19 protein-coding genes and 2 pseudogenes are annotated in these 19369 nt (G+C 66.4%); 15 read left to right on the top strand and 6 right to left on the bottom strand.

What is annotated here, in order from left to right:
• Positions 1 to 4: 4 nt before the first annotated feature.
• Positions 5 to 793: a GntR family transcriptional regulator gene (locus OG507_RS20715; RefSeq protein ID WP_327368690.1), complete on the bottom strand. Its 789-nt coding sequence runs from the start codon at positions 791 to 793 to the stop codon at positions 5 to 7.
• Positions 794 to 966: 173 nt separating this feature from the next.
• On the opposite strand from OG507_RS20715, the gene OG507_RS20710 reads away from it, so the two are divergent.
• The 13 genes from OG507_RS20710 to OG507_RS20650 all read left to right on the top strand — a co-directional run bounded on the left by OG507_RS20710 (position 967) and on the right by OG507_RS20650 (position 12053).
• Positions 967 to 1341: a hypothetical protein gene (locus OG507_RS20710; RefSeq protein ID WP_327368689.1), complete on the top strand. Its 375-nt coding sequence runs from the start codon at positions 967 to 969 to the stop codon at positions 1339 to 1341.
• 89 nt (positions 1342 to 1430) lie between these two features.
• Positions 1431 to 1745 carry a hypothetical protein gene (locus OG507_RS20705; protein ID WP_327368688.1) on the top strand — a complete coding sequence of 105 codons (315 nt, stop codon included), beginning with the start codon at positions 1431 to 1433 and terminating at the stop codon, positions 1743 to 1745.
• Positions 1742 to 2701 (top strand): DUF2637 domain-containing protein, encoded by a 960-nt coding sequence (locus tag OG507_RS20700; protein ID WP_327368687.1) that lies wholly within the window; start codon positions 1742 to 1744, stop codon positions 2699 to 2701. The genes OG507_RS20705 and OG507_RS20700 overlap by 4 nt, the downstream gene beginning before the upstream one ends.
• 112 nt (positions 2702 to 2813) lie before the next feature.
• Positions 2814 to 4997, top strand: a complete 2184-nt coding sequence (locus tag OG507_RS20695; RefSeq protein WP_327368686.1) for a cell division protein FtsK — start codon at positions 2814 to 2816, stop codon at positions 4995 to 4997.
• A gap of 161 nt (positions 4998 to 5158) precedes the next feature.
• The gene (locus OG507_RS20690; protein ID WP_327368685.1) at positions 5159 to 5392 is read left to right on the top strand and encodes a hypothetical protein; all 234 of its coding nucleotides are present in this window, start codon (positions 5159 to 5161) and stop codon (positions 5390 to 5392) included.
• A gap of 20 nt (positions 5393 to 5412) precedes the next feature.
• Positions 5413 to 5607: a hypothetical protein gene (locus OG507_RS20685; protein ID WP_327368684.1), complete on the top strand. Its 195-nt coding sequence runs from the start codon at positions 5413 to 5415 to the stop codon at positions 5605 to 5607.
• 16 nt (positions 5608 to 5623) lie between these two features.
• Entirely contained in the window at positions 5624 to 5869 is a 246-nt protein-coding gene (locus OG507_RS20680; RefSeq protein WP_327368683.1) for a hypothetical protein, read from the top strand.
• A gap of 103 nt (positions 5870 to 5972) precedes the next feature.
• Positions 5973 to 6359, top strand: a complete 387-nt coding sequence (locus tag OG507_RS20675; protein WP_327368682.1) for a hypothetical protein — start codon at positions 5973 to 5975, stop codon at positions 6357 to 6359.
• 190 nt (positions 6360 to 6549) lie between these two features.
• Entirely contained in the window at positions 6550 to 8511 is a 1962-nt protein-coding gene (locus OG507_RS20670; protein WP_327368681.1) for a DUF3987 domain-containing protein, read from the top strand.
• A gap of 94 nt (positions 8512 to 8605) precedes the next feature.
• A complete protein-coding gene (locus OG507_RS20665; RefSeq protein WP_327368680.1) occupies positions 8606 to 8755 on the top strand; it encodes a hypothetical protein in 150 nt (49 codons plus the stop codon).
• A 5-nt stretch (positions 8756 to 8760) separates the two neighbouring features.
• Entirely contained in the window at positions 8761 to 8952 is a 192-nt protein-coding gene (locus tag OG507_RS20660; protein ID WP_327368679.1) for a helix-turn-helix transcriptional regulator, read from the top strand.
• Entirely contained in the window at positions 8946 to 10352 is a 1407-nt protein-coding gene (locus OG507_RS20655; protein WP_327368678.1) for a tyrosine-type recombinase/integrase, read from the top strand. The genes OG507_RS20660 and OG507_RS20655 overlap by 7 nt, the downstream gene beginning before the upstream one ends.
• A gap of 309 nt (positions 10353 to 10661) precedes the next feature.
• Positions 10662 to 12053, top strand: coding sequence for an IS1380 family transposase (locus OG507_RS20650; RefSeq protein WP_327366649.1), 1392 nt, complete (start codon positions 10662 to 10664; stop codon positions 12051 to 12053).
• 197 nt (positions 12054 to 12250) lie between these two features.
• Here the strand turns inward: OG507_RS20650 and OG507_RS20645 are convergent, their stop codons facing one another.
• The 4 genes and pseudogenes from OG507_RS20645 to OG507_RS20630 form a co-directional block, all read right to left on the bottom strand.
• Entirely contained in the window at positions 12251 to 12835 is a 585-nt protein-coding gene (locus OG507_RS20645; RefSeq protein ID WP_327368677.1) for a hypothetical protein, read from the bottom strand.
• Between the two features lie 1083 nt (positions 12836 to 13918).
• Entirely contained in the window at positions 13919 to 14635 is a 717-nt protein-coding gene (locus OG507_RS20640) for a hypothetical protein (protein WP_327368676.1), read from the bottom strand.
• 760 nt (positions 14636 to 15395) lie between these two features.
• Positions 15396 to 15533: pseudogene (locus OG507_RS20635) on the bottom strand (ATP-binding protein); the annotation flags it as partial.
• The gene (locus tag OG507_RS20630; protein WP_327368675.1) at positions 15485 to 15910 is read right to left on the bottom strand and encodes a VOC family protein; all 426 of its coding nucleotides are present in this window, start codon (positions 15908 to 15910) and stop codon (positions 15485 to 15487) included. The pseudogene OG507_RS20635 and the gene OG507_RS20630, both read right to left, overlap by 49 nt.
• Positions 15911 to 16203: 293 nt before the next feature.
• Here OG507_RS20630 and OG507_RS20625 point away from each other — a divergent pair.
• Positions 16204 to 16619 (top strand): annotated as a pseudogene (locus tag OG507_RS20625) (protein kinase); the annotation flags it as partial.
• 114 nt (positions 16620 to 16733) lie between these two features.
• Here the strand turns inward: OG507_RS20625 and OG507_RS20620 are convergent.
• Positions 16734 to 17864, bottom strand: coding sequence for a winged helix DNA-binding domain-containing protein (locus tag OG507_RS20620; RefSeq protein WP_442811107.1), 1131 nt, complete (start codon positions 17862 to 17864; stop codon positions 16734 to 16736).
• Between the two features lie 403 nt (positions 17865 to 18267).
• Here OG507_RS20620 and OG507_RS20615 point away from each other — a divergent pair, with 403 nt between their 5' ends.
• Complete coding sequence (locus OG507_RS20615) at positions 18268 to 18939, top strand: DUF6313 family protein (RefSeq protein WP_327368673.1); 672 nt, start codon at positions 18268 to 18270, stop codon at positions 18937 to 18939.
• Positions 18940 to 19369: the final 430 nt, after the last annotated feature.

The following is a 19369-nucleotide window of genomic DNA, read 5'->3' as shown; positions in this document are numbered from 1 at the left end:
GCACTCACCACCTTTCCAGGGGAGTAGTGAAGAGCATTTCCGTGCGGTCACCAGGCAGCGTGACGTCAGACATCTCCACGGCGCGGTCGTCGGTGTCGAACGACGTTTTCCGGAGAACCAGGACCGATGTCCCCGGCGGCAGCTCCAGCTCTTCCGCTTCCTCCGGCGTGGGTGGCCGAGCGGTTACGTGTTCCTCTATGCGGCTGAGCTCGATTCCCACGGTGAAGAGCTGGTTCTGCGTGCCGCCCGGCCATGGCTCGTTGGTCTCGTCCAGGAGATCGGGGTTCCCCTCGATCAGGCCTCGGACGATGTAGGAGGTCACCAGACTGAATGGGGCGCTCTCAACGGCGTATCGCGTTCGGTACGTGCGTTCCAGAAGAGGTGTCCCCTCCTGGACATCGAAGATCCCGGACAGGCGCTCGTCCGACTCGATGTAGCGGTAGGACGCATGAAAGACGAGGTCGTCTATCTCCAGACCGGTGTCATGCTCTGTCGCGCCTGTCCTCAGCCGCACAGGCTCCGGCTCGCGCGCGCGGTCCTTCTCCCACTGGTGACGGAGGTTGGTCCGCAGCACGGTCGTTCGAGACTGACGGACGAAGTTGCCGCGGCCGTGCTGCTTCTCGATCAGGCCCTCGTCCCGCAGAAGACGAAGCGCGTCGCGAATGGTCGGGACGCTCCGCTTGTACTTCTCAGCGAGCTTCGACTCGGCGGGCAGGCGGTCACCAGGCCTCAGTTCACCTGCGCGGATGGATTGCCTGAGCTCGTCCGCGATCCGCTCGTATGCGACTGCCATGTGGTGCTCACCGTCCTGTCGTTCTGACGCGCTCAGCCTACGACTCATAAAGAGGTCTTGACGAGTCAGGGAGAGGCACGTCATAGTCATGGCAACTCATAAAGAGGAGTTGAAGAGAAGACCTCTTTATGAGTTGATCGAGATGGGCCTGCCTAGTCCCGAAGGGGGATCCGATGAAGCTTGCGCTTGGTGACGTCGTCCGAGATCGCGGCGATATGGCACTCGGTACGGTCGTCGGTGTCACGAGTCAGACCGGCGTCAGCCTGGTCGCGTTCTACGTCTCCAGCGGCTCGGTGCGCCTTGGCGAGCCGGACGAGCTGGATGTCGTGGCCCGGTACGTCAAGCCACCGACAAAGGCACGTCGCGTACTGACTCGCATCTCCGCCGGACTTGCGCTGGCCGCCGCCTTTCTCGGCGGATGCTCCGCCCAGGAGGCGGGCGCCGACTGGTCTCTCACGCTACTGACCAGCCTCGGCAGCTACATGGCCGTCGCGATCGCTTACCACTGGGGCAGCCGCCTTGCCGACCCCCGACGCTTCCGCGTCTGAGTACTTCCTCAGTCAGTGGCGGTGACCGACGGGTCAAAGATGCTCACCGCCCTGACTCTCCCATCCCATCCAGGACGCAGGAGAGATCGTTGCGTACATATATCGGCGGCCAAGAGGCCGTAAACGTCATCGAGTTCGAAGAGCTGGCCTACGGGTTCGACGCGGCGCTTCCCGACGACTTCCGTGAGCTGTTCCTCCTCGGCACCCCCAGCGAATCCGCCGACGAACGCGCGGCTCGCCTGGCGGTCGCCGGCGAAGTGCTCGCGGAACTGCAGGAAGCGGCCAAGACCGATGCGATCGCCGGTGAGAACGCACGCTACGCCGAGGCGTTGACCAGCGTCGTTCCGCTCAGAAACAAGCTCCGCACCATGCGAGCGGTGGCCCGGATGAGGACGGCCGCATGACTCTCGCATCCTCCGCAGTTGCGGTACCACCGCCGTTGAGCAAGACGGAGAAGGTGCTGTTGGGCGTCGTGATTCCTGCCGGTGGCGGGGTGGGCGGACTGGGGTTCGCGGCCTCGTTCAACTCGGTTTCCGAGGCGGCCAGTCGGTGGGGATTCACCTACCCGTGGATGCTGCCGACCGGAATCGACCTTGCCATCCCCGTCTTCACTGCGGCCAACCTGCTCTTGATCCGTCTCGACATGCCGCTCGCGTGGGTGCGGTTCGTGCCATGGGGGCTGACGCTGGTCACCTGCGGGCTGAACGTCGCAGCCGGGCACTCGGTCTCATCGAGGGTCGCCCATGGGGCCATGCCCCTGCTGTGGGTGGTGTTGAGCGAGATCGCGGCACACATTTACGCCGTCCGCATCGGTGCCGTTACCGGCGCGAGGATGGAACGGATCCGTCGCTCCCGTTGGCTGATCGCTCCTCGCACGACGCTGTTGCTCTGGCGCCGAATGGTTCTGTGGGAGACCACCGACTATCGCGAAGCGCTGGCGCTGGAGAAACAACGGCTGCTGGTCCGCGCCGAGCTGTTCGAGACCTACGGTCGCGCATGGCGAAGGAACGCTCCGCGGCGAGACCTCGTACTCCTCAAGTTGGGTGAGCTCACCCCCGACGGTGCCGTCCCGACCGACGACGAAAAGGAGCCTCCCGCCGATGGTGGGTCGGGCTCCGGATCGGCACCCTCGTCACGCCGCAAGAACAGGTCGGCGAAGAACGGTCGGCGCATGACGTGGGACGAGGCGATCGTCAAGGCCCGCGAACAGACGGCGGGCTGGTCGTACGAACAGCTGGACGCGGAGCCCATTCGCAAAGCCGTCGGCTGCAGCCAGGACCGTTCGCGGCAGCTACGGGACGTGCTCAGGTCCGAGCGGGTGAAGGCGGCAGAGAAGGAACGCACCGAAGCCGCCGTGTGACGAGCACCCGACGTCACCTCTCTGATCCACCACTTTCGAGCTGAGGCCCGGCCGCTGCTTTGGCGGGTAGGGCCGGGTCTCAGCTCCCCTCCCGTTCCGGAAGGAAGATTCAGTGAAACACGAGGAAGACGACGATCACGAGCGCGATCTCTTTGCGCACCTGGAAAAGGAGATGGGCGCCGACTCCGAAAACCCTGGAGGGTCGGTCCTCGACTTCGACAAGCATCGGTCGGGCGGCAGCCGACCGTCCGAGTCGGCCGACCCTGACGAGGTAACCGAGGTCGACCGTCCCGGCGGACCGTCGGGCCCCGGCCTGATGGATCGGGTACGGGGCGCCAAGCGTCGTCCGATCGTCCCGGCGTGGGCGAAGTCAGGGCGCGAGTTCAAGGCTGCGGGCAAGGGAGTTGCGGCGTACGCATGGCACGTCGCGGCCTACCACGCGGTGCGCACGCCCTGGTACACGCTGCGGCTCACTCTGCAGGTACCGCGCGGCGCCGTGCGGTTCGTAGGCGACTCGCTGCGGTGGGTTGTAGACGCGGAGGGCGAGCCGCTCCGCCAGGACGCCGCGAGCCGTGAGGACGTCGACGACTATCTGAAGCTGAGCCGTCAGCGAGACCGGCGGGTGCGCTGGCGCACGGTGGTTGCCGTCGCCGCCTCGATCGTGGGTTCCACCACTGCCTTCGCGATGTACGTTCTCGCCCCGACGTGGCTGCTGGCGATCTCGGCCTCGGCAGTGTCGATGGCCCTCGGCCGGCTCGGCCAGCCCGCCGACGACCCGGTCATCCACAGGGCTGTGGAGATCCCGAAGGCTACGAAACTCACCAGCGACATCGTGCTTCGCGCTCTCGGATCCCTGGGGATTCCCGCGATCAACCAAGCCCAGTCCAAGGGCGGGGACGGGTTCAACTTCACCGCGCCGATCACCCGCGACGGACCCGGATGGCTCGCCGAGGGCGACCTTCCGTACGGCGTGACCGTGACGGATGTAGTCGACCGTCGGGACAAGCTCGCGTCGGGTCTCCGCCGTCCGCTGGGCTGTGTGTGGCCCGAGGCCGTGGCCGACCAGCACACGGGTCGACTCCGGCTGTGGGTCGGCGACCAGGACATGTCCCAGACCCAACAGGAACTCTGGCCCCTGGCGAAGTCGGGGAACGTCGACCTCTTCAAGCCAGTCCACTGGGGCACCGACCAGCGCGGGCGGTGGGTCGGCGTAACCCTGATGTTCATCGCGGGCATCATTGGCGCCATCCCGAGGATGGGCAAGACCTTCTTGCTTCGGCTGCTCCTGCTGATTGCCGCGCTGGACGTGCGGGCCGAGCTTCACACGTACGACTTGAAGGGCACCGGCGACCTCGACACCGTCGGTGACCGCGTCGCCTACCGGCACCGCGCCGGCGAGGAGGACGCGGACATCGAGTACGCCATCGCAGACATGCGCGAGCTGCAGGGTGAGCTGCGCAGGCGTGCGAAGGTGATCCGCTCGTTGCCCCGGGACGTCTGCCCGGAATCGAAGGTCACGACCGAACTGGCTTCGAAGCGCTCGCTCGGGCTGCACCCGATCGTGGTCGGTGTGGATGAGTGCCAGGTCTGGTTCGAACACCCGAAGTACGGTGCCGAGTTCAAGGAGATCTGCACCGACCTCGTCAAGCGCGGACCGGCCACGGGGATTGTGCTGCTGATGGCCACGCAGCGGCCGGACAAGGACAGCATCCCGACGTCGATCAGCGCCAATGCTTCCGCACGCTGGTGCTTGAAGGTCATGGGCCAGGTCGAGAACGACATGGTGCTCGGGACCGGCGCCTACAAGCGCGGCGTCCGGGCCAGCATGTTCGCCTGGGGGGACAAGGGCATCTGCTACTTCCTCGGCGAAGGCGCGGATGCACGCATCGTCCGCTCCGCCTTCATCGACGCCGTGGCATCCGACCGGATCGCACTCCGGGCCCGTGCTCTGCGCGAGCGAGCAGGCACCCTCGGCGGACACGCTCTCGGCGAGCAGCCAGAGACGGACGTGGCAGCTACGTACGACCTCCTCGCCGATCTCATGGCCTGCGTCTCGGCCGAGAAACCGAAGGTCTGGAACGAGGCGGTGATTGCCCGCCTCGCCGAGCTTCGGCCGGAGGTCTACGGCGCCTGGACGGCGGAACAACTCACCGTGGCCGTAAAGCCGTTCGGCATCCGCACCCTGCAGGTGTGGGGCAGCACCGAGGACGGCAAGGGCGCCAACCGGCGTGGAATCAAGCGCGCCGATGTCCTCAAGGCGATCGCGGAACGTGACGGAAGGGCTGAGGTCGCGTAGCCGACCTGTCGCTAGACCTAGCGGCCACGCCCGCTAGGTCTAGCACCCCCTCTAGCGACAAAGACCGCCTCTGAGCTGGGAACTAGCTCCTAGCCCACCTTCCCGTAAGTCCGCTGATCGCCGCCCTGAGAGGGATTCTCATGCCTGCCTGGATCAACGCTATGCCAGGTCTAATCTTCGTCGCTCTCTGTTATGCCGCTCTGTGCGCCGCGAGCCCCTTCGGAACCTGCCGCAAGTGCAAGGGATGGGGCGCGAAGGTGCGGGTGAGCCGCTTCACCCGGCAGCTCAAGCGCGGACGGGAATGCCGCCGCTGCCGTGGCTACGGACGGCGCATACGCCGCGGCCGCCACCTCTACAACCTCGTCGCACGACTCCACCACGACGGCACCCGCTGACCACTCGGAAAGGCACTGCCATGGACTTCGCGATCTCTGCCCTCGGACTCTTCGGCGTCCTGCTCGCGCTGTATCTGCGCTTCAAGGCTGTCGGCATCGGCGCCGCCGTGATTGCCCTCCTCTTCGGCTTCTACCTCGCCAGGAGCGGTGCGGCCGGCTCCGTCGACCAGATCATGTCCGCCTTCAAGAACGCCGTTCAGAACATCCTCAACTGACCGGGAGGAATCCGGAATGACCAAGCCGAGCGCATCCACCCCACCACACATCTCGCTGATGGCCGCAGGCGAGCTCCGGGACGCCCTCACCGCCATCGAAGAGGGCAAAGGCCCCGCGGCCGTCGCCGCTCTGATGGCGATTGACCCGGTCTCCTGGCAGGCGATCGAGCACCGTCTCGCGGCCGTCATCGGCACCGACCTTCGCGCACTGCTCCTTGGTGCTGCCACCCGGACCAGGCCCGCGCCGCATCCCCTCGGCTGACGGCCCTCTGTGCAGCCCCAGCTCATCGAAGAGGTGGGGCCGCGCAGAGGGCCGGACAGCCAGTCCGGCCCGCACGACCAACAACACTTGAGGAGAACGAGTGATGTCCGAAACGAACGGCCACAGCACTGAACCGCAGGCAACCGATCCGACCGTCGCGTACGCGACAGCCCCCGGCATCATCGCCGAAATCGGTTGGATCGCCCGGCGGGCATCCACACGCGAGTTCGGCTCGGCCATGGACCGCGAGTTCTGGATCAGGAAGGCCGCGCTCCTGGACCGCATTGCCCTGCAGGAAGTGGACACGTACGCCCCGGAGGTCGCCACCTCCGCCGTGCAGACCGCTGAGCAGGCCGCGCTCCGTCTGGTCGAGCGCGACTCCGCAAACGGCCTGCTGAGTCTTCGAGGCGCCGATTTGGCCTCGGGTCCGGATCACCGCGAGTACGTCCGCGAGGCGTACCACGCATGGAGCCTCACGCAGGCCATCTGATTTCGCCCGGGGCAGCGGTCGACGGGTCAAAGACGCCCGCTGCCCCGGTTCCTCCCATCCCATCCACGGACACAGGAGGTGCCATCAGGATGCACCACTTCCCCTCGCTTCGCGCAGTCGCCCGTACGGCCGTGCGAGGTTGCCACAGTCTCCCGGCGCTCGTCGTCGCGTTTCGCCGAAAGGCCGCGCTGTGACCGACTCCGCCGAGACCGCACCACCGAACGACCTGGAAGCAGAACAGGCTGCACTTGGGGCCATGTTCTTGTCGCGCGACGCGATCGCTGAAGTGGCCGCGATTCTGGCCCCGGACGACTACTACCGTCCCGCGCACGCCACGATCCACGCCACCGTCACCGCCATGCACGCGGCCGATCTGCCCGTAGACCCGATCACCGTCGCTGCCCGGCTGCGGGATGTTGGACAGCTTCAGCGGGTCGGCGGGGCCACCTATCTGCACGCGCTCGTTCAGGCGACGCCCAGCGCAGCCAACAGCTCGTACTACGCGGAGATCGTGGCCGACGTCGCCAATCAGCGGCGCCTCATCGAGACCGGCACCCGCCTGATCGCGCACAGTCGGCAGGGCACAACGGATGTAGAACAGCTCGCAGCCCAGGCATCTGCAGAGCTCGCCACAATCCGTAGCGCCGACCAATGGCCGGCCCCGATCCCTCTCGGCACGCATGCATCGCTTCCGCTTTTCCCCGTCTCGGCGTTGACGCCGTGGATCGCTGAACACGTGGCCGCGGTCGCCGAGTTCACTCAGACACCTCCGGACCTGGCCGCCACCATGGCGCTCGCGGCGGTTTCGACTGCGGCCGGCGGACGCGTCAACGTGGAAATCCGCCCCGGGTGGCGTGAACAGTCCAACCTCTACCTGGTCTGCGCCATGCCTCCCGCGTCTCGAAAGTCCGATGTCTTCGCAGCGATGACCGAGCCGATCTACGAGGTCGAGCGTCAGCTGCAGGACGAATCGCGGGCCTGCATCGTCGAGGCGGAAACCGCCAGAGAGGCGGCTCTCGCGGAGGCCGAAGGCCTCATGGCGAAGGCCCGGAAGCCGGGCAGCGACATCGACCGCAGTTCGCTGGTCGCTGAGGCGTCCGCCGCCAAATTGCTCGCCGAAGAGATCTTCGTGCCGCCTAGGCCGCGGTTGACGGTCTCCGGTGACATCACCCCCGAGCCGCTCGCCCAGCAGCTCGCAATCCACAGGTGCCTCGCCGCACTTTCCCCTGAGGGCGACCTCTTCGACATCATCGCCGGGCGCTACAGCGCACGGCCCGCGCTGGGTGTCTTCCTGCAGGCTCACAAGGGCGAGCGCCTGCAGACCGACCGGATCACCCGGGAACAGCCGAGCGTGGACAAGCCCGCCCTCACTATCGGCATCACTCCGCAACCCGCGGTTCTGCAGGACCTGGCCAGCGCTCCCGGCGCCCGCGACCGCGGGCTCCTCGCGCGCTTCCTCTACGCCCTGCCCGCCTCGAATCTCGGCTACCGCAAGATCCGCACCACCCCCGTGCCCGAGCCGATCACCCAGCGCTACCAAGACGGTCTCGCCCGGCTCCTGCGCACTCTCTACGCCCTGCCCGATCCCGTCACTGTCCGGCTCACCGCGCAGGCGGACCGCGCGGTCGAGGGTCTGCAGGACAAGCTCGAAACGTCGCTCCGTCCCGAGCAGCCGCTCTCCCACCTCTTGGACTGGGCAGGCAAGTTGGTCGGTCACACCGCCCGGGTCGCCCTGCTTCTCCACCTTGCAGACCGCGTCAGCAGCGACGACTGGGGCCAGCCCGTGGACGAGGCGACCATCGCCCGCGCGACGGAGATCACCGACTACTACACGGCTCACGCCCTGGCGGTCTTCGACCTGATCGCCTCCGACCCGGCCACCGACGCCGCGCAGACGATCCTCGGCTGGCTCCGTCGCCCAAAGGCGGATGGCACGTGGCGCACCGCAGTCAAACGACGCGATGCCGTCGCAGCCTCCCGCCGCTTCCGTACGGTCGCGCAGGTCGAACCCGCCCTCGCTCTGCTGGAAGCCCACGGCTACCTCCGAGCCGAGGAACGCATCAGGAGCGGCCGCGTTGGTCAACCCGCAACGACGACGTACCGCGTCCACCCCTCCCTCCAGACTCCGGAGGACAGCGCCGATGCCCGCTAGCCGTCAGCAGCGTCAGCAGAATGCGCTGGCCTGCGGAAACACTCCCGGACACGACGTCAGCAGGCGTCAGCGCTGTCAGCGGAATCGCCGACCGGTGCTGACACTGCTGACCTCCGCTGACGCCCGTCAGCACAGCAAAGCCGCAGGTAGAGAGGATCTGCTGACGCTGCTGACGATCTCCGCACCGGCCGTCGCCATCACGCCCAGCAACACGCGACGCATCCGCAACGCCGAGGGGGACTGATCTCAATGCGCCGAGAACCGCATATGAAGCTCGCCGAGATCCTCAACGAACTCGGCATGTCCCGCGCCGCCTTCTACCGAATGCGCACCCGCGGCCTGGCCCCGAAGTGCATCAAGCTCCCCAACGGCCAACTCCGTTTCCGTCGGGCCGACTTCGACAAGTGGCTGAACGAACACGAGGAGGCGACTGCATGCTGACCTTCGATGTACGTATCTGGGGCGTCCGGCAGCGCCCGAGCAAGAGTGCTCCGTTCCAACTCCGTTGGAAGGTCGGGGGCGAGGTACACCAACAGCCGTTCGTGACCTCTAAGCTCGCAGACGGCCGACGGTCCGAACTCATCACCGCCCAGCGCAACGGCGAGCAGTTCGACACCGAAACAGGGGTCCCGGCATCGGAGCTTCGCGAGCTCAACTCCCCCACCTGGTTCGACCACTCATGCGCCTACGCGCTCATGAAGTGGCCGAAGGCATCCGCCAAACACAGGTCCGGAATCGCGGAGGCGCTGGCGAACATGATGCCCGTGCTAGTGACCACCCGGAAGGGAATGCCTAACCAGGACGTCCTACGCCTGGCCCTCCGTACCTGGGCCTTCCAGATGACCAAGAACGAAGCCGGTCAGTGGGCGCTGCGCAAAGACGTACTGGATCCGCCCGAGGAGTCGGCCCAGGCGCTGGACTGGGTGGCGAAGCACTCGCTCAAGGTCAAAGACCTGGCCCAGTCCGACAACCTCCGTCCCGCCCTCGAAGCGCTGTCACTCAAGCTCAACGGCAAGCCAGCTGCCAACAACACGGTGAGCCGTAAGCGAACCGTCCTAAGCAACGCACTGCGCTTCGCAGTGGAACGCGACCTGCTCACCAACAACCCGCTCACAAAGATCGACTGGGACCCGCCCCAGACGGATGACGAAGTCGACTTCCGGTACGTCCCCGGACCGAAGCTCGCCCGTGAGCTCTTGGACGCCATAGCCGCACAGGGGCCACGAGGCAGTCACCTGCACGCTTTCTTCGGGTGCCTGTACTACGCCGCCATGCGACCGTCGGAAGGCGCGGATCTGCGGCAGCAAGACTGCCGCCTTCCCGCCACGGGATGGGGCGAGCTCATCCTCGCAGGAAGCCGCCCGGAGGTCGGCTCGGGGTGGACGGACGACGGGAAGTCGTACGAGCAACGCGGCTTGAAGCGTCGGGCTCGGCGAGCAACCCGGTCTCTACCGATTCCGCCGGCTCTCGTACGCCTGCTGAGCGAGCACATCCGAACGCACGGATCGGCCCCCGACGGACGGCTCTTCACCGCCGTTCGAGGAGGGCGGATTCGATCCACGGAATACACGGAGATGTGGCAGGAGGCGAGACGAAGGGCACTCGACGAAGCAGACTTGCGAACCCAGATCGCCGAAGTGCCGTACTCCCTCCGACATGCCGGTGTCTCGCTCTGGATCAAGGTGGGCGTTGACCCTGTGGAGGTCGCTAGGCGAGCCGGCCACAGCCCTGCGGTCCTATGGCGCTTCTACGCGAAGGTCCTGCGCGGGCATCAGCAACAAGCCAACGAGCTGATCAGCGCTGCTCTAGAGGCGCACATCGAAGACCCGTCTACCTCCTGATCAGAACCCATCGCGGTTTCAAAACGACTTCTTGCTCGCCTCATCTCTAAAAGACAGGAACACAGCGCCCCTGGGCAACTCCGACAGCCGTAGTCGAGTCCCAGGGGCGCTGCGGTTTCGACCAACGCGAAGACAAGCAGTAGGCCACGCAGAGTCCATATCTTTCCCCACACTCCAGCCCTCCCTCAGCCCGGATCCACCGGCTGACCTCTGTGGACAACTTCTCCGGGAACGAGGAAGAGCCTTGTGACCTGCGATGATGGGAGTTCTTGAGGCTTCCAGCACGCACGATGACAAGGCTCTTCCGAGATGCAATCTTCCCATGCCGCCGTCCATGTCTCCGCACTCTTCGACGAGCCGAATCTGATCGCGGATGCGGGGCTGCTTCCGCTGATCGCGCTCGCCGAACGGGTCGGCCTGCCCGGTCTGGCCGCCCAGGTCCGCATCGAGGCGGCCGACAACAGCGGCGGCGCCCATCCGGCGGCCAAGGTGATGTCGCTGCTGGGCGCGATGTGCTCGGGGGCCGACTCCATCGATGATGCCGACCGGCTGCGGCACGGCGCAATGGACCGGGCCTTCGCCGGGATACGCGCCCCGTCCACGCTGGGCACCTTCCTGCGCTCCTTCACCCACGGCCACAACCGGCAACTCCACCGTGTGCACCGGGAATTCCTGGCCCGCCTCGCGACCCGTACCCCGCTGCTGCCCGGCGCCGGGCAGCTGATGTTCATCGACATCGACCCCACCCACCGCCGGGTCTACGGACGGGCCAAGCAAGGCGCCGAGCACGGGCGCCTGAAGGGGCAGCGCACCCTGCACCCGATCATGGCCACCCTGTCCACCCCGCTCGCCCGGCCGGTGATCGGTGCGGTCCGCCTGCGCCGCGGCAAGGCCGCCGACGTCCGCGGCGCGAAAAGCTTCGTCGCCCAGGCCCTGGCCATCGCGAAGGACGCGGGCGGAACCGGAATCCGGATGGTGCGGGCGGACAGCAAGTTCTACACCGCCGATGTGGCCGCCGCCTGCCACAGGTCCGGTGCCCACTTCTCCCTCACCACGGGCATGAACCCCTCCATCGCCGCCGCGATCGGCCGCATCACCGAGGACGCCTGGATCCCGATCCGCTACCCCGAGGCGTTCGTGGATCCCGACACCGGCGAGATGGTCTCCGACGCCGAGGTCGCCGAGACCGAGTACACCGCGTTCACCGGACGCAAGAAGGCCGAGCAGGTCACCGCCCGTCTGATCGTGCGACGGGTGCGACGCCTGAACCCGCAAGCAGCCACCGGGCAGGGCGAGTTGTTCGACTCCTGGCGCTACCATCCCATCTTCACCAACAGCCCCTTCGGCATGCTTCAGGCCGAACTGCACCACCGGCAACACGCTGTCGTGGAACAGGCGATCGCGGACGGGAAGTCCTCCGCGCTCGCCCACCTGCCCTCGGGAAACTTCCAGGCGAACGCCGCCTGGCTGATCCTGTGGGCCATGTCGCACAACCTGCTGCGGGCCGCCGGCGCCCTGGCCTCGGCCTTCCACGCCAAGGCCACCACCGCCACACTCCGCGCCCACCTGATCCACGTCCCCGCCCGACTCGCCCGCACCGCGAGGACCAAGCTGACCGCCCACCTGCCCGCCAACTGGCCCTGGCAGGCCGCCTACCAGGACTTGTTCGAGGCCGTCCATCACCCACCGTCGACACCCTGACGGCCTCCATCGACACCGCACCCTGACGGCCGCACCGGCCACCGGCACCACCGCCCCAGCCCCGACTCGCAAAACACCTCGGACAGGCCGCGACCCGAGCGCGGCGGGCGCCGCCCGCCCTCGAACCCAAGCCCCACACCACCATCAGCCCTCGGCGAGAAATCGGACCTCGGAAACATCAGCCGGTGGATCCGGGCTCAGTGCGAGCGTGTCACCGAGCCAGAGGCGAACCATTGCACGAGCGTCGCAGCAAGGTGTACACCAGCTCGCGCCGCCTCCAGACTCTCCGGAACAGTAGGAGTCTGCTTGCCGTGTCTGGAGGTCTGTCCGTCCCATAGCGCGCACATCATCGATTCCACTGGTTTGATCGGATCTGCAGTAGAAGGAGTCGAAAGCACGGTGTGAAACTTCGGCCGCGAGGGGCCCTTGAGCTCCCCGATCATGGTGCCGAGAGTTGCTCGGGCGTGGTTCGGCTGGATGACGGCATGAGCAGCGCACTCAACCGCCTTGATCGCCTCGCTATAGGCCCGTACCGGATCAGGGTGAAGCCCGTACGCCGCGTGCCATCCAGTTGCCAAATGCTCCGCTGCCGATCCGGCTGCTGCGTCGGCGACGGTTTGCTTGACGGCCTCGCGTGCGGCGGGCGTAATCCTTAGTTCGAGGCCGTTGGTCTCCGCGTTGACGCAGTATGACGAGCCCGCTTCGCTGAGGAGCCGGTCCAGCTGGCTATCAGGATCCCCGTCTCCAGTGAAATCAGCCCCCAACCACAGCAGACCATCCACGATGTCGAGCAGATCTGTGCCCGAAGATTGACGGAAGAATTGACCCGCCGAGTGCCGAGCGGGGAGAGCGAGACGAAGTCGTAGGCACAGCGTCGAGCCGACGGCGCCGCCATTCCGCTCCGCTCGCTGCGACGCCCACCGCTGCAAGGGATCCAGCAGGTGGTTGGGCACTCCTGAGTACGGAGCGGCATCCAGCTCCGGGCCACCGAGCCGGACAGAGAGGCGCTGCCAAGGAGCGGTTGTCATAGCCCAGAAGGCTACCGCCACATACTCAAGTGCGTTCGAAATAACGGCTGTTCTCCGTACACGCAGATGGCCCCGGAGCGTGGCGAGGCGTGGCGAGGCGTGGCGAGGGGCAGTCATCTGGCCATGCCTTCGGCGGCTGCCCCTGCTGGGGCAGCGGCACCTTCGGACGGCGAGCGCGAGCGCTGACGGCACACCTGATCAGTGAGTAGAGTTTGGCCATTCAGCGAAGAGCATGTGAAGGGTGGGGATGTGCGAGCAGACGTGCGAGCGTTCATCGAGCAGGGGTTGCGGCACGAGGAGACCTTGCTGGATTTCATCGAAACACGCGAGAAGCAACCTGCGCCGATGAGTACGGGACGGGTGTGGCACGCCCTTACGACTCATCGGTGGATCCACATAGTTGAACCAATGATGAAGAACATCACATCCCTTATGCTTAGCAATGTCCGTACTCATACTGGCCTGACGAGTTCGCGCATAGGTGAGGTCGGTTGCTCCAAGCGCCACATGTTCACAGTGCCGAAGCTGTTCGCCCATGGTGTGGCGGACGTTGCTGCCGAGGTATCGCCGGGCTTTCAGTTTGAACCGGAGACGGCTATCTGCCACGCCGTCGATATCGTGCCGGATCACTCAACATTGCAGGGGCGCTTGGCATTCCTCGCAGCTAGGACCGGTGCCCGTGGCGAGTACATCTGTGGTGGATGTGGGTGTTGGATCGGGTACGTCAACCCGACTACACCTCAGCTGCCGTCACGGACTTGCCCTGGATGCCTTCGCATTTTCACAACCTGACGCTTCATCGGAGAACAGTCCGCCGCCCCTTGCGACCAGGAGCGGTCAGGCAGGAGAGGGTACCGTCCTCAGCAGGCAAAGACATTCCTGCCCGAACTCGGTGAGGATCCACCTCGGCTCGCCGCCACCAAACCCTCCGATGGAGGCATCTCTCGCCATGCCCTCACGTGTCAAACGTGCGACCGATGCGTCCACAGCCGCCGCGAACCCAGAACGCACGCTAAGAATGTCTGATCTGGTCCAGCCGGGAAGCCGTTGGTCTTCAATCCTGCTGCTCTGAGGGACCGGCGGCCCCGCGCTTAGGACCTCCATGAGCTGCACTTCCCACGTCTCAATTCCCGCGAGTCCCCGAATCCGCAGCATTTCGGCGTCAACCAACGTCTCGTCTCTTACTCCACGCCCCAGGCTGCGCCCGAGGGCGATGATCTTCTGCTCCAACGGCGTTTGGGTCGCTGCCTGAATAGTTTGAGCCGTAAGAGTCATCTTCCGGTGGTCGCTATCGATACTCAACATGAATCCGCTGGCCGTCAGGCCCGCCTCGTTCGCAGCGAACGCGAGAGCAGTCCGAGCCCGCTCTTCATATTGGATCTTGAGCTTCTCGACGAAGCCCTCAAGAACGGGGTCAGTGAAGTCCTTGGCCATCGCCAGCAAGAGGCCCGCTTCAGGATGGCCTATCCCAACAGCCCCAGCTACGAGGGTGGTTGTGGCATGGACGGCCATCTCAGCAGAGAACTTTGGTGTCTTACCCTCGTCGCTACTCATGTGCGTGAGCATAGATCCGGGCAGCTTGGCGCGAGGCTCGGATAGCGAAGCGGGATTCAAAACTTGGCCGCAGGTTGGCCACACAAGCTGGCTCGCACTGAGATCCAGTGGGACACGCTGAGACAGCCAGGCGTGTGAGAGGGGCTGCCGAATACTTCGGCAGCCCCTCTCACATGCAGCTTTCTCAGCTGCCAAGACTGTGTGATCTTGCCCGGAAAATCGAGCCGGAAGCGATCGAGGTTTTCAAGACCGTTCCCTTAGGCCGCTCGGGCAACCCACCTACGCCCCGGCCCACCTGGGACGGAGCGGGTACAGCGTACCGGCTCCAGGCGTTTCGCAGCGGCCGTGGTCCACACAGGGTCCACTGGCCCTGTTCCGCGCCCCATGCCCGCTGCGCCGATCATCAGCACCCGGACCGCGGCCCCAGGGCTGTGCCGGCATTGTCGGCATCCCCAGAGAGAAAGGCCCGCTGGGCCCTGTGCCCGCGCCCTCCCGTGACCCGTGGAGTAAGAGCGCAGAGAGGACCCTGCGACTTTCTCATCCGTAGGATCGGGCAGGACGCCGAGTGAGATGCTGACGCCCTCTAACTTCGGTCGTCCAGGTTAGCCATCATGCACGTCTGTGTGCCGTCGTTGCCGTCAGGGCTGTCAAACCCGGTTGAAAAGTGGACCACCCTGGCGTGATGGACGGCTGCGAGCGGAGCGAAGGCGCGTAGCGTCGAACGGAGCTCGTGGCCGTAGGTGATTAGGGTGGCGGTCGCGAACAGCGTGCGCTGCCCGGCGAGGCAGGCGCGGATCCCGAGCGCGACAGCGAGGTGGGTCTTGCCGGTGCCCGGTGGTCCGGGCAGGATCACGTTCTCGCCGGCGTGCGGGAAGTCGAGCTGTCCGAGGTGCTCGACGGATCCATCCACATGACCTGCCAGCCGTGGCCGTCGAGGTCGAAGAAGCTGCGTGAGTACATGAAGCCGTGGTCCTCGGGACCGTCCGCCTCGGAGCCGCCCGCGGCGAGCGCAGCCTCAGCAACCGTGTCAACCTCATCGCGGGCTGACACGCTGAAGCAGTAGAGCGCCAGCGTGTGCGTGGCGGGATCGGCCATCGGCAGCTTCGCGAACTGCGCGAACGTGTCGTGGCTGAGCAGCATGACGGAGGCTTGCTCGCCGACCAGCATGCAGGCGGCGGTCTCGTCGGTGAACATCGGGTTGTAGCTGAACCCGAGCCGCGCGAAGAACGCCTTGCTGCGCTCGATGTCCGCCACGGGGATGTTCACGAACAGCATGCGACCGGCGTGTGCGGAAGTGGTCATGGTGAGTCTCCAGTCCGAGGTTCGATGGTGTACGCCGGGGTAGACCAGCCCAGCCTGCGGAACTCATCGGTTGATTTCGGAACTCGCATCGAGCGACAGGCCGAAGCCGGGGGGAACAACTGTCAATGCCTGCCGCCTCGGCTGCTCCGGTCTCAGACAGCGAACCCCGTGGGGCCCTCGTGCGAGTTACGACTTTCTCCCATTGATTCGAGGCGGCTCGCTCCGGCACAACCCCTGAACTGCCGATCGTGGTGCTCGACGCGCTCATGCCCACGGCCCTGCACCTGGTCATCAACCGTCGGAGCTCCACGGTCTGGGAGGTGGAGAGCCATCGGGTCACTACGCCGTGAAGCCCGGCTATCCGATCGAGGCCACGGCCGACTGGCCTGCCCAGCCCTGAACTGCGCCCGCGCCCGCGCCCGCGCGCGCGGCTGCCGTTCTGCTTCGCCTCGGCGCCGAGGAGATCACCTACGGCGAGTGGGGGCACGGAACCTGGAACCTCCAGCCGCGGCATGAAGGGCCGGACCTGTACAGGCTGTGGCAGCCCTGCTGTGCGCGAGACTCGTCCATCGCACCGCACACCACCGTGGCGTCGAGCTGCGTCGAGGCGCCGGCCGAACTCCAGGCGAAGGGCTGGGCACATGGTGATGCGCAGCCCGCCCACTTCATCATCGCCACAGAATGGCCACGGCCTTGGCTGCCGACCGTGGCTGAGCCGTGAAGCTCGACCCCCGTTGTCCTGTAAACAGCGACCCTTGAGCGTGTGTCGTCGAAGTCCGAGCGATTCAGTCTCTGGTTACAGCATCCGTACCTCGGCCTCGGGAAGTTTTGCCCACCAGTGGTGGTAACGGCTGTAGACCGCCGCCTCGCGGTCGCCGAGTAGGGCCGTCAGGGATCGGGCTTCTGCGGCGAGGCCGTCCCAAGTGGCGGGTGGCAGGGGGTGGAAGGCCGTGGCCTCGATGCCGCCGTCCGCCGGGCGCCACACACCGGCTACATGACCGTCCACCAGCAGGGTGGGCAGTACGTCGCCGTTGCGCCGGATCACCAGGGGGCGGTAGGCCGGGGGTATCACCCGGCTGCGGTCCGCGTAGGCCAGCAGAATGCTGTCCCACATGGCCATGAGCCGGGGAGGGGCCGGGGTTTCGGCAGGCGGCCGGGAGGCGCCCGGGAGGTCGAACAGCGTGCCGCCGTCCGGCCCCCGGAGCTGCTCGACGGCGCCGTCCAGGGCGCGGAGCGCCGCGCGGACGGGTGCCCGCTGCACCATGGCGAACTGCGCGACGTCCGCGACCGATGCGGGCCCGAACCCCGCCAGATAGCGCAGGATCAGGGCCCGAAGCGCCTGGGGCTCCACCGCCCGGTCCGCGGGAACGGGCCCGTACCCGGCCGCGACGAAGGACGGCCGGAGGCCGAATGACCACGGCGCATCCGTAGGGGCATGGTGCAACGGCGCGTACGCCTTCAGCCCCCACCACGCCGCGTCCTTCTTCTCGGCGCTGAGCCGCTCCTCGGCCCACGCCTGCATCTCTGCCGAGGTCCTCGGCCGACGGGCAAAGGCCAGCAGCTCCGGCACCAGCTCGTCCGCATCCGCGGGGGTCAGCCCGGCGGACGCGAAGCGGGAGCCGAGCCGGGAGGCGTACAGCGTGGGCTGCATCGCCGCGCGGAAGACCGGGTAGTCCTCGGCGTGCACGGCGTGCAGGGTGATCCGCATCAGGGTCGCCTTGACCACCGATCGACCGGTGAAGGCGGCATCGAGCTCGGCCGGAGCGAAACCGGTGAGCCGGTTCCACAGGGCGAGGTACGGCGAGGCCGGGTGCTGCGCCTGGAGCGCGACCACGCGCCGCACCCCGTCGAGGACGGTCAGTGGCTCACGTTCCAGCAGCAGTTGGCGGCTGAGGGTCGCCCGGTTGAGTTCGCGCGCGCTGATCATCACAGCCCGGGATTCTGCCCTGCCCCACACCGTTCAGCGCTTCTTTCTCCGGGTTCGGTGACACGGATCCGCGTCCGTCGACGGACGCCGAGCAGGGCCTGGCCTGGCCTGGCCTGGCCTGGCCTGGCAGGAGCTTGTCCACATTGCCCGCACCCCCGACCCGACGGTCCCCGGCGTCCATGCTCCGCACGCGCGTCTGCCTCTCCTTCTGCCCGCCCTCGGCGACGGGTCACCGGCCGGCCAGCCAGCCGCAGCCCGGCGGGCCGTGGCGCCTCTGCACAGAGTTGCCGCAGGAACCACATCGACCGGCCCGAGATCATTTCCGTATTGCGCTGTGTGCCCGCCGCCCGGCATGAATAGATTCGTGGCGAGAGTAGCGTCGAAGTGGGAGGGACTCTCCTAGTTGAGCATCAGCCATCTGCCCATACCGTATGACCTGACCCCACCGCCGCCACAGCCACTCGGCGTCCGGCTGCGGCGCCTGTTCCGCTCGCGCAAGGCACTCTCCGGCGTTACGCAGTGGTTCATCGACTGGGGGATTCCCCTGGCGATCCTCTTGGGTGTTCTCTATTTCTACGCCGCACGCAGTAAGAGCTACAGCGACGTCTACAAGACGTTCACGCTTATCGACCCCCCGAACCACGTCCTCCTGTGGATCGCCTCGCTCATTGGCTGGCTGCTCGTCCCCGCGATCATCGGTGGTATCGCCGGACATGTCATCGCCACCCGTATTCAGAGCGTGAAACAACTCTCGACGAGTGGCCTCTTCCGAAGGCGCAGGCTGGGGGAGATACTTCGGCCACCATCCCAAATCGCCTACCTGGGTGCGTACTTCAACAAGGCACCCGAAGCCCACACCTTCCTTGACAACTTCGTCCGCCGCGCCCACAGAAATCACTGGCTACTCGCTCAGGATCACTGGGAAGTCCTGGTTCGCGACACCATGTGCACTGCCGAGTACGCCGAGTTGGGGAGAAACGAGTGCCTACGTCAGGCGCAGGACATGAACAACATCCATCTGCGCGTAGCCGCGACAGCGGGACAGTGCGTCGTCTGCGCAGCACGTCGGAGCTGAAACCACCCCGACCTCACCGATACGACGCTGGAGGGTCAGCCCATGCGCACACGCAGCGCAGTTGAAATCGCTCGGGCCTCGCTGGCCCTGGCCTTCCCACAAGCGACGGAAGAGGGACTGGACCGAGCCGCGCAACTCGTCGTCCGGTGGGGATCCGAGGGCGTGGGCGAGAAGCTCGACGAGTCGCTGACTGAACTCCTTATCCAGGACCTCCAGGCAATCACTCAGAGCCCCGAACCGATTCGACGCGTTGATGAAGGACGTGCGAGACCTGCCTCGCCGGAACTTCGCGTGTGGAGGACGACAGCCGAGACCCAAGGGCGTCGTCCGGGCCCGCCGACTCCCCCGCCCGGTCCATCCGGCGCCGCGTGACATTCCGGCACGGCGTGTGACGCACGAGTGGGGCTGCGGAAGCAATCCGCAGCCCCAC

This window comes from Streptomyces sp. NBC_01217, assembly GCF_035994185.1.
GTDB lineage: Bacteria > Actinomycetota > Actinomycetes > Streptomycetales > Streptomycetaceae > Streptomyces.
The sequence above is the reverse complement of the archived record's forward strand: the minus strand, read 5'-3'. Positions and strand labels throughout refer to the sequence as shown.

Coding starts and splice junctions, on each gene's coding strand:
- OG507_RS20685 (WP_327368684.1), top strand. CDS start 5,413: ATGGACTTCGCGATCTCTGCCCTCGGACTCTTCGGCGTCCTGCTCGCG.
- OG507_RS20660 (WP_327368679.1), top strand. CDS start 8,761: ATGCGCCGAGAACCGCATATGAAGCTCGCCGAGATCCTCAACGAACTC.
- OG507_RS20640 (WP_327368676.1), bottom strand. CDS start 14,635: ATGAGTAGCGACGAGGGTAAGACACCAAAGTTCTCTGCTGAGATGGCC.
- OG507_RS20675 (WP_327368682.1), top strand. CDS start 5,973: ATGTCCGAAACGAACGGCCACAGCACTGAACCGCAGGCAACCGATCCG.
- OG507_RS20690 (WP_327368685.1), top strand. CDS start 5,159: ATGCCAGGTCTAATCTTCGTCGCTCTCTGTTATGCCGCTCTGTGCGCC.
- OG507_RS20620 (WP_442811107.1), bottom strand. CDS start 17,864: ATGATCAGCGCGCGCGAACTCAACCGGGCGACCCTCAGCCGCCAACTG.
- OG507_RS20700 (WP_327368687.1), top strand. CDS start 1,742: ATGACTCTCGCATCCTCCGCAGTTGCGGTACCACCGCCGTTGAGCAAG.
- OG507_RS20715 (WP_327368690.1), bottom strand. CDS start 793: ATGGCAGTCGCATACGAGCGGATCGCGGACGAGCTCAGGCAATCCATC.
- OG507_RS20630 (WP_327368675.1), bottom strand. CDS start 15,910: ATGCTGTTCGTGAACATCCCCGTGGCGGACATCGAGCGCAGCAAGGCG.
- OG507_RS20710 (WP_327368689.1), top strand. CDS start 967: ATGAAGCTTGCGCTTGGTGACGTCGTCCGAGATCGCGGCGATATGGCA.
- OG507_RS20655 (WP_327368678.1), top strand. CDS start 8,946: ATGCTGACCTTCGATGTACGTATCTGGGGCGTCCGGCAGCGCCCGAGC.
- OG507_RS20680 (WP_327368683.1), top strand. CDS start 5,624: ATGACCAAGCCGAGCGCATCCACCCCACCACACATCTCGCTGATGGCC.
- OG507_RS20650 (WP_327366649.1), top strand. CDS start 10,662: ATGCAATCTTCCCATGCCGCCGTCCATGTCTCCGCACTCTTCGACGAG.